This is a genomic window from Vibrio sp. A2-1 (assembly GCF_021728355.1).
Taxonomy (GTDB): Bacteria; Pseudomonadota; Gammaproteobacteria; order Enterobacterales; family Vibrionaceae; genus Vibrio; species Vibrio splendidus_K.
In genome coordinates, this window is sequence record NZ_JAKKCO010000001.1 from 1,813,982 (window position 1) to 1,826,148 (window position 12,167).

Below are 12,167 nucleotides of genomic sequence, written 5' to 3' on the forward strand. Positions count from 1 at the left end.
GTACACAAGTACACAAGTACACAAGGCATAAACATATAAATACAAAAATCCGATATCAAAGGTGATATCGGATTTGAACTCAATAATTCAGAGTTCCAGCACGCTCTCCTCTCACGAAGTCTTTACATGTAATGATGTACGGATAATCGGGTGTCTATCGCCTTTTCGTTAATGTCAGGTAAAGGTCGATACAAGCTTCTGGTAATGTCCGTCAATACTTGGTCGTATACTTTTGAAACGACGGTTGATATATCGCTTGTCAATTCGTACATGGTATCTGCCGGTTGAGTTGCTTCGGTACTTGATGCGATCTCAGTAAGTGCATGCATCGCACGTGTGCAAATCGGTGACCCACTGCTTATAGGGCAGATAATTGATAATTGGTTAAGTTTTCTGTGTGTCTGAGAGGCGTAGAATTTGAATCTCGCATACTCTTCTGGCTTCTCCATATCCGCCTTTTCTATTCCAGGGATAGACATTCTAAGCTTGGTCAAGATCTCCATGCAGTCTAAGATCTGTTGCCAATTCATATGGTATTCGCTACTCATGTCTTCTCGTTCAGATTGGATCAGCCAGATGATCATGACTTCATCCATCAAGAACATGCTGTGGCGAATGGTTTTACCGTGAATAGATTGGTTACGCACCAAAGTTCGGTTTTGCCAGTCACTGTGCATGGCGATGAGCTTGAGGTGATAGATGCGATACATAGGACGGCTATCAAACGACACATGAGATTGAAGCAGTTCAGACACCTCAAGTATGTTGTCGTAAATCTCATTCACTTTTCGAATCGAGTCGCTAGACAGCTTATAACCAAGAGCATAATGCGTTGCGGCGCGATGTTTGCGTGATAGCAGCAATAGTTCTCTGAGTAGAACTAAGGTTTCAAACCTATGTGATAGCGCCGTTTGTCTCTTTTTGGAAAAATGAAATAGGGCAGCAAGTACTGCTATGGATAAACCAACGGAAATAATTACAAACATATTTAACTCCTAATATGTGTATACCTACTTAGTGGTAGTGCAGACACCGTGCCAAAATCAATAAGCGTTATATTTCAGTGGTTTATGTTTTTTCTTTATTTATGGATGATCAATGATGGTGCATGACTTCACCATTCGAGTGAATGTTTCTCATATTTTGCAGGATTTTTTGAGAGGTTACGCTTTTCTTGTGATTAGGCTGGGGAGGTGTCGATAGGTAGGGACACTTCGGCGATCAATCTCTAGTTCGTCTCAAAGTACGGAAATTAAAAAAGCCTCATTCTTTAATGCTATTAACTAGAAACAGCATTAAAAAGTGAGGCCTTTCAATATTTACTAGCGATCCAATTATCGCCAGCGCGGGACACTGACGATTAAACGTTACGCAAGCTTAAGGTCGAACTCAGTGCGGTACATCACCATATCTTCAATGGTTAGTACTGGCATGTTGTGCATTTTACCGAAAGCAACGATCTCTGGCGCTTTTGCCATCGTGCCGTCTGGATTGGTTACTTCACACAGTACACCTGCCGATTGAAGACCTGCCATTTGCATAAGATCCACAGTGCCTTCTGTGTGACCGCGGCGAGCAAGTACGCCACCTTTGCGAGCACGCAGTGGGAATACGTGGCCGGGGCGAGCAAGGTCAGTAGGTTTAGCTGTTGGGTTTGCAGCTGTCTTGATCGTTGTTACACGGTCAGCGGCAGAAACACCTGTTGTTACACCAACTTTTGCTTCGATAGTTACGGTAAACGCAGTTTGGTTGGCGCTGTTGTTATCAACAACCATAGGTGGAAGTTCAAGTTGATTTGCTTGCTCGTCGGTTAGACACAGACACACAATGCCGCTGCATTCGCGGATCATAAGCGCCATTTGAGCATTCGTTAGGTGTTCTACTGAGTAGATGATGTCACCTTCGTTCTCGCGATCTTCATCGTCAAGTAAAAGTACGCCACGACCTTCGCGTAGAGCTTGCAGTGCGTTTTCAACGCGAGTGATTGGTTCGCCAAATTCGGCAAGTAGTGAAGACTGATTCATGGTTAAACTCCTAAAATATCACCAGAATCAGGGCTGTATGAGGGATCTCAACCGAGCACGACAAAGCCAACTCATTACAAGAGGCTTTAGCTCATTATGGTTTTATCCAAAACGAAATGCACCCGTCTAAGTTGGAGGCACGAACCCAACTCACGCGGGTACGCCTTTCCAACTTAAACGAGTGTGTTTTCATTCTCTCTCATCCGGACTATAACCGTCGGCTCTGGCATCTCACCAGATCTGCTGACCTCGACGAATCGAGCGCTCGCGGGCTTATCTTTAGATTTTGCTAAGGACATACCGCCGGTGGGGAATTTCGCCCCGCCCTGAGAATAAAAATTAATAATTTGTTTTGCTTTGAAAGCAGACCAGATGGTAATCCTTTCAATAGTGGATTTAAAGGACTGACAGCAAAGTTTTTTAGATTCTGCTCTTTGAATGCGGTAAGTGCTCATTTTATCAACGAAACAGACATCACTTGGTTTGCATACACAGTTGTGCGTAGATTTTTGATGTTTGAAAGAGTTTTCATGTGTCTATGAACATGAGTGTGTGTCCAATTCATATCGTTGATAAAGCAAATGTTTATCAAATGAATGCTAACGTGGCTTAATAATTCAATATTGTTACACCATGACGTCTTACTGACCGTTTTGACATAAAATTGATATTAGCGCTGCTAAGCTGCGATAGCATCCGGACACTTTACCTAAAAGATCTTAGCCATGACTTCTCTGTTCTCTAACAAATCCAAAGGCTTATTACTTCTCGTTCTAAGTTTGTATTCTCTCGTACCTTTTTTGATCTTTGGATCGAACTTTGACCTTGGAAGTGCGGTTTTGCCTGTCTATGGTGCCTTCATGACGTTCGTGACGTACTCAGCAGGCAATCAAGGATTCTTGGTAACGCTAGCTGTTTTGTCTCTGGCATTGCTCACGATGAAGTTTTCCAAAGCTAAGCTAGTCAGCCTGTGTCTGCAGCTTGGCCTGTTGTTGGTTCTTAGCTTTACAGCGAAAACCTTCTTAAAGCATTCAACAGAAAGCCCTCGACCTTATTCTGAGTATTTGGTGACGCAAGAAGTTGTCGAAATGCCAGAAGTGTTTTATGAACTGCCACTGGTAGAAAAGAACGCAGCGATTGCATCTGTGCAAGATAAGGTGAGTGAGTGGCGAACGCGCCACTGGTTGGGTGAGACTGACTATTCTTTCCCATCTGGACACATGATTTTCGTCGGTGTGTGTTTGGCGTTCTTCGGTGGATTGTTTTTAGAAGCGAAGCGTTTTTATTTGGTAGGTGGTTTACTGGTTTGGGCTGGTGGTGTCGCTTACAGCCGAGTTTGGCTTGGTATGCATCGCCCAGAAGACTTAGCCGGATCTATCGCTTTTGCAGGTCTTATCTATCTATTGGTGCCGCTTATCTCAGAGCAAAAAATAGAACGCTATTTACCTGCATTTTTGAAACAGACTTCCTAGGGATCCTTCCTCATTCCGAAAGAGGGCTCAGATTAGCAATACGTGATAAACGTTATTGATTGAGCCCTAGTTCTGCTTGTTTCTTTTTGGTTAGCCCTAATGAAACAATTCGGTGTGATTCAGTGAGGTAGTATCTCAGCTCCTCATCCCTTTCTGATGTGCTTTCAAAAAGCTGAATCCACTTCATTCCGCGCGAAGCAAAGTAGGGCGCGGGTTTATCGCCCAGTTCCTCTTTCAGAAAGTCGAAGTTCTGATCGGATGCCTTAAAGATAAACGCAGGCTCGTCGTTAGGCCCCCAACCACCAATCGCAAACACCTTCCCACCTACTTTCCAAACGTGAGAGTTATTCCACTGCATCACATAGCTGGTGGCAGGTAGTGACTCGCAGAATGCGTTGAACTCGTCGTATGTCATAGGAGTGTCCTTTCAATAGATCGGTGTGTTGGAACTGTTCTTATTTCGTTATCAGCGTTTTCGTTATGAACTAGCCAGCTAAGCCCTGCCAGATAGCAGTAAAGCCACTGAGAGAACATAGCAGTAATGAACCAATGCGTATCTTCTCTTTAGGGATACTTTGTGTCGTCATTAACGCCACTTTGTAACCCAACCAAGCAGCAGGCAGCAAAGGTATAGTGATGATCAAGTGGTGTAGCGTGAAGAAGCCAATTGGGATCTGTACCAGTAATGAAATGATAGAACTAAACACGAAAAACGCAGAAAGGTTACCACGAAGTTGATTGGCATCTTGGTGCTGAAGTAGTAACGCCATTGGTGGACCACCAATACCTGAACTGGTGCCAAAGAATCCTGAGAAGAATCCAGCAATGCCCATCTTGGTCGGTGTTGGCTCTAACCTAAACGGCAGCAAGCTGACAATCACCGCAAATACCACTAATAAGCCTAACCACAGAGACAACACGCTCGTTGAAACCATCACTAACAAAGCACCACCTGCAATCGACCCCGGAATGCGTCCAAGCAGTGCGATTTTTAATCCGCCGATAGAAATGTTTGCTCGGTGTTTAAACGCATTGAATATAGAAATGAACAGGCCAACGAGACAGATAGGCGCGGGTACGTAGTCAGGTGAGACTAAAAACAGCAGTGGGGCTGCCACAATAGCCAAGCCAAAGCCGATTGCGGTTTGCACAAACGAGCCGACAAAAATGAGTGCCATCGCGATAAGTACTGTCTGATCTATGTATTCCATAAGCCTGCGGATTAGTTTTAAAGGAGCTAACGAATACTATAAATTAAAACGAAAAGAATAGTCTTATTATTCAGTGAGGTTTATGCAAATATCGACCTTTATTATTGTCGATATAACGGGCAACGAAAAAGAGAGCGAATACCTCAGGATGTTATCCTTCAATACTCACTCTCTTTATTGGAATGACTGTTGGTTTTTAGCTGATGGGGGAGTCAGCGTTAAACGTTAAGCCATTGCCAATTTCAGGCGTTCAATAGGCTTGTCATTAATTGGTAAGTGGATAAGCGCAGCCGCAAATGCCAGTATCACTGTTGACCACCAGATTGGCTCGTAAGATCCATAGTAATCGTAAATACGACCACCAACCCAAGCGCCTAAGAAACTACCCACTTGGTGAGTAAAGAACACCAAACCGTACAGAGTAGATAGGTAACGCGCACCGAAGATCTGACGAACTAGTCCAGAGGTGAGTGGTACCGTTCCTAACCAACAGAAACCAATCGCCGCACCAAAGATAGCAGCCGTTGATTCAGTTACTGGAAGAGTCACAAACGCACCAATAACTACAGTACGAACTAAGTACAGTGCCGACATTACATGACGCTTGCTGAACTTATCGCCCATCACACCCCAGAAATAAGACCCGAAGATGTTGAAAATACCCACATAAGCCAATGCCATTGCTGCACTGCTCGCGGGTAGGTTTTTGTCGGCTAAGTAACTCGGTAAGTGCGTAGCAATGAACATCACGTGGAAACCACACACGAAGAAGCCTGCGTGAATCAACCAATAACTTTTGTTCGCAAATGCTTCAGACAGCGCTTCTTTTAGTGTCTGAGTGTCTTCTACTTGTTTATTGGTTGCCGACTTCGGCGCTCGCATAAACAGGGCAAAAGAGATCATGAAACAACAAAGCACGCCAAATACTTGCATCGCACTTTGCCAGTCGAATTCGTTCAACATGTATTGTGCGCCTGGAATCACAGCGAACATGCCAAACGAACCTGCTGCTGTGGTTAAACCAAATGCCTTAGCCGCGTGCTCTGCAGGTACTACTTTTGCTACTGCACCTAACACGATCACATAGCTTGTCGCACTCAATCCAAGGCCAACGAGTGCGCCCAATGAAACGTAAAGCATGCTTGATTCGGTAGAAATTGAGGTAAGAAGTAAACCCAAACCGTAAGCACATGCGCCAGCAATAATGATGCGTCTTGCTCCCCATTTGTCTGCGGCCATACCCACAAAAGGTTGGAACACACCGAACAGCAGGTTTTGTAGAGCAATAGCGAAGCTGAAAAACTCTCGCCCCGTGCCGAAATGCTCTGAAATTGGCATCATGAAAATGCCGAATGATTGTCTGATCCCTAGACTGATAATAAGTGTGCCGATCCCAAGCCATACCAGTAAAGGAAAACGGAAAATGCTCATTCTAATACTCTTAAATTAATGGTGGTGATGTGAGTGGTCTTGCGCTGACATGTGTTGGTCAGTCATCTCATGGTGATGTTCGTGTCCAGAATGCTCATGCGTTGACTGCTGGTGGCATCCACTGCTCACGGCATGCTGAGCCAAGAGATCAATCAATGGCTGACTGTGATGCACAATAACCAAACTAATGACGAGGAATAGCGTCATTCTGGCCAGTTGGGCAAAAAGAGATTGTGAAAACATAAGGTGTTTACATGCGCTCAATGTTGTAAGAAGTCGCGCATCATAATGACGAGTAGTGTATGTATCAAATGACCTTTTGTGATTTAGTCTATGCGTTTTATGCATAGATTTAAGCATCGTTAGAATTAGGGCGAAACGTGACCAATAAAGAGGAAAACTCGAAGTTCACTCATTCAGCGATAGAAGCATGCAATTAATAATGAGAGCCTGACTGCAGGTTTTTAACTATCTGTTTAATTGAAGATTTCACAAAACTGTAAAAACTAATATACAAACTAATCACTAAGCAACATTAGCCGTTCACTCGACTTATCTGTCAAACATCGTAAATTTAGGCGTAAATCGTTTCAAAACTACTGAAACGCGATGTTCAAAGATTCAGGGAGAGTCATTCACATGGATAAAGATCATAATCTTCGCGAAAACTTACTGGCACTGCTCTTAGGTAGCGCACTGGTTTCACTTGGCGTTATCTTTTTCAATCAAGTCGGTTTGCTCACCGGAGGCACGGCTGGTCTAGCGATCTTCATTACCAAAGTAACAGACCTAAGTTTTGGTCAAGTGTTCTTCGCGCTCAACTTACCTTTCTATATTTTGTCGGTTGCTCGTATGGGCTGGCGTTTTACCATCAATACCTTTATCGCGGTTTCGATTGTTTCGTTCGCTGTGGACCATTTGTATCACGTGATTCAGATTGCCGAAATTCATGCATTGTATGCAGCTTTAATCGGTGGTGGCTTGATTGGTACCGGCATGCTGGTGATCTTCCGCCATAAGATGAGTTTGGGTGGCTTCAACATTTTGGCGTTATTCTTACAAGAACGTTTTGGTATTCGAGCGGGCAAGGTTCAGATGGCGTTAGACTGTACGATTGTAGTGCTTTCACTGTTTATTGTTGACGTGTCACTGGTTCTATTGTCTGTGCTTGGTGCGATAGTCACCAACTTGATTCTAGCGATGAACCATAAACCGGGGCGCTATCAACCGGTCGTAAAAGCGGAAGCAGCGTAGTAAGTGGAAGCAGAGTAGTTAGGTTCGCTCAAGCACTAGGTTAGCTTAAGCAAAGTGATTTGCAGATTATAAAAACAACAAAGCCAGCATCAATTGCTGGCTTTGTTCATTTCAATAACTATTTCGATGTAGCCATTAGCAGTTGCTGCAATCGTTGTCTGGCTTAAGCTCGCAGTCAATCACATTGCCTTGTTGATCAAGTGACAGGTTACAACACTCTTCAAACAGGTTTTTAAGATCCCCGCGACTTTTCTGAACACGAGACTTAACGGTCGAGTAGCTGATGTTTTGAGCTTCTGCGATCTCTTTTTGGCTTTGGCCTTTGATGTCGACAGCAAGCAGTAATGATGAACTTTGTTCAGGTAGCGCCTGAATAAAGGGTTCAATACATAATGAAAGCTTCTGTTTGAACTCAGAATTGTGGTCTAAATCGGTAAACCATAGATCTTCAGCATCAATTTGGCTGTCACGTTGTTGTCTAGCATGCTTACGATAGAAGTCGATAATGGTGTGATTGGCTAATTGGAATAGCCACGATTTTACGCTGCTTGTATCTTGGACTTTGTCTAGGTTTTGATAAGTCTTAATCAAGATCTCTTGAAGCAAGTCGTCTACATCGGCGGTGTTGCTGACCTTAGAATGCAAGAATGACTTTAACGCTTGCTGATACTCAGCCCAAACCTGTTCTAAGTCCAAAGATGCCCTATTCAAAGGTGCATTAGTTGCATTGTTCATTTACGCAACACTCGTCTTGTAAGAAGTCAATCACGCCTTCTAGACATTCATACTCCGCCACGCAGAATAACGTTCTTCCTTCTCGTCTTTGGCTGATTAGTCCTGCCGATGCCAAGCTTGATATGTGGTGAGAAAGGGTAGACCCCGGAATTCCGAGCTCTTCTTGTAAGCCGCCAACCGCAATGCCTTGGTAGCCAGCTTTAACGACACTCTTATAAATAGTTAGGCGAATAGGGTGACCCAACTCTTTAAGTGCTTTCGCAACGACTTCTAAGTTCATATTAACTCCTCAAGATTTAATTTCGATATTAGTCGAAATGTAATCCGAATACAAATGTAAAAATAGTGATTCAATAACTTATTGAAAATTATTCCTTTTAAAATCAATTCGATTTTTATCGAAATAAATCTTGATCTGTTACGAAATATTTCTATAATTCGAGAATATTCGAAATTAAGGGGTTGGTTACTTTCCTCATAGAGTCCCGCCTTAAATCCAGTTTGGAGTTATTATGAGCAATGAAATGTTAACAATGCTAAAAGACGCACTTGATATGTTCGCTTTCTTAGCAGTAGAGCTAATCATCCTTTTCTTGGCGATCAGCTACATTGTTGGGATTCTGCAAGAGTTTCTTACGCCAGAAAAGATTCAATCTATCTTGAGCTCACGTAACGGTAAGGGCTATGTGGTTGCAGCACTATTGGGTGCGATTACGCCTTTCTGTTCATGTTCGACGATTCCTTTCCTAAAAGGATTGCTGCGTGCAAGAGCAGGCTTCGGTCCAATGATGGTGTTCCTATTTGGTAGCCCACTGTTAAACCCGGTGATCATTGGCTTGTTCGTGATTACGTTCGGCTGGCAAGTCGCGGTGTTCTATTTCCTTGTAGCAATGACGGTATCGGTAGTGGCAGGTTACGCACTTGAGAAGCTTGGCTTTGAGCGTTACGTAAAACCTGAAGCGTATGAATCGACAGGTTCTTCTTCAAGCTGTGGGACTAGTTGTGATGACTCTGCCCCTAAGAAAGCAGTACCTGCTAAAGCAGAATCTTCATGTGGTACAAGTGCATGTGGTGAGCCTGCACCTGTAATGGCAAAAGAGACATCTTGCTGCGATTCGAAAAAAGAAGAACCACAAGTGACTGTGTCATGCTGTTCAACGGATGGAAGCGCGACGGCTGAAATCGTAGAGAAGAAAGAACCTAGCCGTTGGATGAGAATTTGGTTCTCAACTTGGAAAGACTTCAAACAAGTATTCCCTTATCTAATGATGGGTATCGCGATTGGTTCATTCATCTACGGCTTCATTCCTACAGACCTCATTGCACAGTACGCTGGTGAAGGTATGTGGTATGCGATTCCTGTAGCCGCTGTAATTGGTATTCCACTGTACATTCGTGCTGAAGCGGTAATCCCACTAAGTGCTGCTCTAGTTCAGAAAGGTATGGCGTTGGGTTCAGTCATGGCATTGATCATTGGTAGTGCGGGTGCAAGTTTGACAGAAGTTATCCTGCTTAAATCAATCTTCAAGAACCAAATGATTGCAGCATTCCTATTCGTTATCCTAAGCATGGCGATGGGTGCAGGCTTCCTATACAGCTTCATCTTTGGTTAATCAGGTCTGATTTCGAGATAACACCATCGATACTGAGAGATAAATAAGCAAAAGAGCTCAACTAAGTGAGCTCTTTTTTTGTTTAGATAATTAGCTAGGAGGTTAGAAACCGCGAATATCAAGCTCATTGTTGATCAACACTACACACTGAGAAGCGAACAGCATGTTTGGACCTAAGCTGATCTTCTCTGTCCCTAAACGCTTCAAGCTGTTGTAGCTTTTCTTCGGCATAGGGATATGGTCAGTTAGAAGGAAACATGGGTTTTCCGCAATCTCGGCATCACGGATAAAATCGCCTTTCTTATCCATCATGTACAGCTGATGGTCTTCAGCCAGTTCTTTAACCAATTTTTCAAAGCTCATTGTACGAACAGTGATGCCAGCTTCAACCTGACGTGTCTGTTCTTTTGTCATACCCTGAGAAGCGTCAACCGCTCTTACTACCGCTGATAACAATGCCGATTCATGAAAGCCACCAATGTTGGTGATCTCGTTTGAATCGAATGTAATGGTACGTGAAAAGTCTTTAGTACTTTCTAACACAAGGTGCACGGTGACATTCTCACGGTGAGATTGAGCAACGAAGATCGTGTTCATCAGAGTATGAGCCAGAATCTCGGTATGAGCATCTTGACCAACACCTTCTAAGATAAGTTTACTCTCTGTAGGGGCTGCGCGAGCGCGTAATACAAATGAACGCATGGAATGTACCTTGTCAGTATGTGATAAAGCGAAACAGGCTTTATCAACATGAATTGATGAATAACCAAAATTTATGGCGGTATGTAACTCTTTTCTATTAATGAAGTCAAATGGAGTTATGTATAGTACTGATCAGAAGAACTCTACGTATTAAATAGAGAATGACCACATTACAAGATGGTAAAGGTTGAAGCGAACCAAGGTTTACATAGATAGTATGCGCAAATTATCAGGTGACTTACATAAGGAAGTAGTCGATGAAGTTACAGAAGATTAATAAAGAAGAATATAAAAAGAAGATGAACTTACTGTTGGTTTCATTGGTTGGGTCACTCGCCTTGTTTGCCATCGTATTCGGTAGCATTCTGATTGAACTTTTTGGTTCAGTTGGATCCGTTACTGGGGAAGCGACAGGCAATTTCCATTTGAATGTACTCGGGGTGATTTTATCTGTCGCACTGAATGCCTTTATCGCGAGTCGTGTGAAAGGGCATGATTACTTTAAGGAAGCACTTTATGTGTGGAACCTTAAACAAACTCACAATCAAATCTATCGCAAGCTCAAGCGTATTCAACCGAAAGCTGAGCAAGGCGATCGAGAAGCACTGACGATCCTTTACTTCTATTACACTACGCAAAAACAGGTATATGACCTAGATAACAATACATTGACGATAAAAACGGTTCAGCAATCGCTAGATAACATAGTGGAGCTGAGTGAAAAGTGGAGTATCGAACTGGATATAAAGGCATTTTCGAAAGATCTAGTCGCGAAATTCTAAGTTATATGCTCTTGATTGTATTAACTTTGGCCTATGAAAGAGGGTTTTGACGTAAAAGTAGACGCTTAAGCAACTTTTTTGAATTTTTATCAAAAAATGGGTTGCCATGTTTACGATGATCTCTATAATGCCGCCTCACTGACACGGCAGACGCCACAAGGCTTCAGCGGTAATCAGTAAGACGGAAAGTTCGAAAGAAATTAATTTTAAAAAGTGTTTGACACTTAAGATTAAATCGCTAGAATTCACGTCCGCTTTCAAGGGGTTCTTTGTAAAAAGAAAGTTTCGACAAGCAAAGCTCTTTAACAATTTAAACCTATCAATCTGTGTGGGCACTCGTTGATGAATATCAAAACGTTTTATCCTTTGGGTAAAACAGTTACTTCGGTAACAAACTTGATTTCAATGAACTGAGTGACCAATACGTTTAACTACTTTCTCTTGTAGAAAGAAATTATTCGGCACAGTCAATTCATTACCATTCTGTTGGAATGGTAATAGCTTTAGAATTACATGTTCATGTTTACATGAATATTAGTTTTGAAGTCAGTATTCGTTGAGTCACACCTATTAATTTAGGTAATCAAAACTTTAAATTGAAGAGTTTGATCATGGCTCAGATTGAACGCTGGCGGCAGGCCTAACACATGCAAGTCGAGCGGAAACGACAACATTGAATCTTCGGAGGATTTGTTGGGTGTCGAGCGGCGGACGGGTGAGTAATGCCTAGGAAATTGCCTTGATGTGGGGGATAACCATTGGAAACGATGGCTAATACCGCATAATGCCTACGGGCCAAAGAGGGGGATCTTCGGACCTCTCGCGTCAAGATATGCCTAGGTGGGATTAGCTAGTTGGTGAGGTAATGGCTCACCAAGGCGACGATCCCTAGCTGGTCTGAGAGGATGATCAGCCACACTGGAACTGAGACACGGTCCAGACT

At 43.1% G+C, this 12,167-nt stretch carries 13 protein-coding genes, 1 rRNA gene and 1 riboswitch; of the genes, 5 read left to right on the plus strand and 9 right to left on the minus strand.

Going from position 1 to position 12,167, the window contains the following annotated elements:
- Window positions 1-122: 122 nt before the first annotated feature.
- Together L3V33_RS07665 and ribB are read right to left on the minus strand one after the other, a co-directional pair.
- Window positions 123-986, minus strand: a complete 864-nt coding sequence (locus tag L3V33_RS07665; RefSeq protein WP_237290142.1) for a hypothetical protein — start codon at window positions 984-986, stop codon at window positions 123-125.
- Between the two features lie 381 nt (window positions 987-1,367).
- Complete coding sequence (gene ribB, locus L3V33_RS07670; protein ID WP_004733029.1) at window positions 1,368-2,024, minus strand: 3,4-dihydroxy-2-butanone-4-phosphate synthase; 657 nt, start codon at window positions 2,022-2,024, stop codon at window positions 1,368-1,370.
- A 187-nt stretch (window positions 2,025-2,211) separates the two neighbouring features.
- Window positions 2,212-2,362: riboswitch (FMN riboswitch) on the minus strand.
- Window positions 2,363-2,749: 387 nt separating this feature from the next.
- Here ribB and L3V33_RS07675 point away from each other — a divergent pair.
- Complete coding sequence (locus tag L3V33_RS07675) at window positions 2,750-3,496, plus strand: phosphatase PAP2 family protein (RefSeq protein ID WP_237290143.1); 747 nt, start codon at window positions 2,750-2,752, stop codon at window positions 3,494-3,496.
- Window positions 3,497-3,548: 52 nt separating this feature from the next.
- Here the strand turns inward: L3V33_RS07675 and L3V33_RS07680 are convergent, their stop codons facing one another.
- The 4 genes from L3V33_RS07680 to L3V33_RS07695 all read right to left on the minus strand — a co-directional run bounded on the left by L3V33_RS07680 (window position 3,549) and on the right by L3V33_RS07695 (window position 6,381).
- On the minus strand, window positions 3,549-3,911 hold the full coding sequence (locus L3V33_RS07680) for an MmcQ/YjbR family DNA-binding protein (protein ID WP_237290144.1): 363 nt from the start codon (window positions 3,909-3,911) through the stop codon (window positions 3,549-3,551).
- 70 nt (window positions 3,912-3,981) lie between these two features.
- Complete coding sequence (locus L3V33_RS07685; RefSeq protein ID WP_237290145.1) at window positions 3,982-4,707, minus strand: sulfite exporter TauE/SafE family protein; 726 nt, start codon at window positions 4,705-4,707, stop codon at window positions 3,982-3,984.
- 225 nt (window positions 4,708-4,932) lie between these two features.
- Complete coding sequence (locus L3V33_RS07690) at window positions 4,933-6,138, minus strand: MFS transporter (RefSeq protein WP_054546296.1); 1,206 nt, start codon at window positions 6,136-6,138, stop codon at window positions 4,933-4,935.
- 15 nt (window positions 6,139-6,153) lie between these two features.
- Window positions 6,154-6,381, minus strand: a complete 228-nt coding sequence (locus L3V33_RS07695; RefSeq protein ID WP_237290146.1) for a hypothetical protein — start codon at window positions 6,379-6,381, stop codon at window positions 6,154-6,156.
- Between the two features lie 396 nt (window positions 6,382-6,777).
- On the opposite strand from L3V33_RS07695, the gene L3V33_RS07700 reads away from it, so the two are divergent.
- On the plus strand, window positions 6,778-7,392 hold the full coding sequence (locus L3V33_RS07700) for a YitT family protein (protein WP_029222369.1): 615 nt from the start codon (window positions 6,778-6,780) through the stop codon (window positions 7,390-7,392).
- Between the two features lie 135 nt (window positions 7,393-7,527).
- Here L3V33_RS07700 and sigZ read toward each other — a convergent pair whose 3' ends face one another.
- Together sigZ and L3V33_RS07710 are read right to left on the minus strand one after the other, a co-directional pair.
- A complete protein-coding gene (sigZ, locus tag L3V33_RS07705; RefSeq protein ID WP_171312083.1) occupies window positions 7,528-8,127 on the minus strand; it encodes an RNA polymerase sigma factor SigZ in 600 nt (199 codons plus the stop codon).
- A complete protein-coding gene (locus L3V33_RS07710; protein WP_004733042.1) occupies window positions 8,111-8,407 on the minus strand; it encodes a metalloregulator ArsR/SmtB family transcription factor in 297 nt (98 codons plus the stop codon). The genes sigZ and L3V33_RS07710 overlap by 17 nt, the downstream gene beginning before the upstream one ends.
- Window positions 8,408-8,639: 232 nt before the next feature.
- Between L3V33_RS07710 and L3V33_RS07715 the strand changes: the two genes are divergently transcribed.
- The gene (locus L3V33_RS07715; protein WP_237290147.1) at window positions 8,640-9,740 is read left to right on the plus strand and encodes a permease; all 1,101 of its coding nucleotides are present in this window, start codon (window positions 8,640-8,642) and stop codon (window positions 9,738-9,740) included.
- Window positions 9,741-9,842: 102 nt separating this feature from the next.
- On the opposite strand, the gene trmY is transcribed toward L3V33_RS07715, so the two are convergent.
- Window positions 9,843-10,442: a tRNA (pseudouridine(54)-N(1))-methyltransferase TrmY gene (gene trmY / locus L3V33_RS07720; protein WP_054546299.1), complete on the minus strand. Its 600-nt coding sequence runs from the start codon at window positions 10,440-10,442 to the stop codon at window positions 9,843-9,845.
- A 257-nt stretch (window positions 10,443-10,699) separates the two neighbouring features.
- On the opposite strand from trmY, the gene L3V33_RS07725 reads away from it, so the two are divergent.
- Window positions 10,700-11,224: a DUF3087 family protein gene (locus L3V33_RS07725; protein WP_102550916.1), complete on the plus strand. Its 525-nt coding sequence runs from the start codon at window positions 10,700-10,702 to the stop codon at window positions 11,222-11,224.
- A gap of 593 nt (window positions 11,225-11,817) precedes the next feature.
- A 16S ribosomal RNA gene (locus L3V33_RS07730) occupies window positions 11,818-12,167 on the plus strand; the annotation flags it as partial.

What these genes read in the sequence shown, in the direction of transcription:
- L3V33_RS07675 (WP_237290143.1), top strand. Translation starts at nt 2,750, where the DNA reads ATGACTTCTCTGTTCTCTAACAAATCCAAAGGCTTATTACTTCTCGTT.
- trmY (WP_054546299.1), bottom strand. Translation starts at nt 10,442, where the DNA reads ATGCGTTCATTTGTATTACGCGCTCGCGCAGCCCCTACAGAGAGTAAA.
- L3V33_RS07695 (WP_237290146.1), bottom strand. Translation starts at nt 6,381, where the DNA reads ATGTTTTCACAATCTCTTTTTGCCCAACTGGCCAGAATGACGCTATTC.
- L3V33_RS07700 (WP_029222369.1), top strand. Translation starts at nt 6,778, where the DNA reads ATGGATAAAGATCATAATCTTCGCGAAAACTTACTGGCACTGCTCTTA.
- L3V33_RS07710 (WP_004733042.1), bottom strand. Translation starts at nt 8,407, where the DNA reads ATGAACTTAGAAGTCGTTGCGAAAGCACTTAAAGAGTTGGGTCACCCT.
- L3V33_RS07665 (WP_237290142.1), bottom strand. Translation starts at nt 986, where the DNA reads ATGTTTGTAATTATTTCCGTTGGTTTATCCATAGCAGTACTTGCTGCC.
- L3V33_RS07690 (WP_054546296.1), bottom strand. Translation starts at nt 6,138, where the DNA reads ATGAGCATTTTCCGTTTTCCTTTACTGGTATGGCTTGGGATCGGCACA.
- L3V33_RS07680 (WP_237290144.1), bottom strand. Translation starts at nt 3,911, where the DNA reads ATGACATACGACGAGTTCAACGCATTCTGCGAGTCACTACCTGCCACC.
- sigZ (WP_171312083.1), bottom strand. Translation starts at nt 8,127, where the DNA reads ATGAACAATGCAACTAATGCACCTTTGAATAGGGCATCTTTGGACTTA.
- L3V33_RS07715 (WP_237290147.1), top strand. Translation starts at nt 8,640, where the DNA reads ATGAGCAATGAAATGTTAACAATGCTAAAAGACGCACTTGATATGTTC.
- L3V33_RS07725 (WP_102550916.1), top strand. Translation starts at nt 10,700, where the DNA reads ATGAAGTTACAGAAGATTAATAAAGAAGAATATAAAAAGAAGATGAAC.
- ribB (WP_004733029.1), bottom strand. Translation starts at nt 2,024, where the DNA reads ATGAATCAGTCTTCACTACTTGCCGAATTTGGCGAACCAATCACTCGC.
- L3V33_RS07685 (WP_237290145.1), bottom strand. Translation starts at nt 4,707, where the DNA reads ATGGAATACATAGATCAGACAGTACTTATCGCGATGGCACTCATTTTT.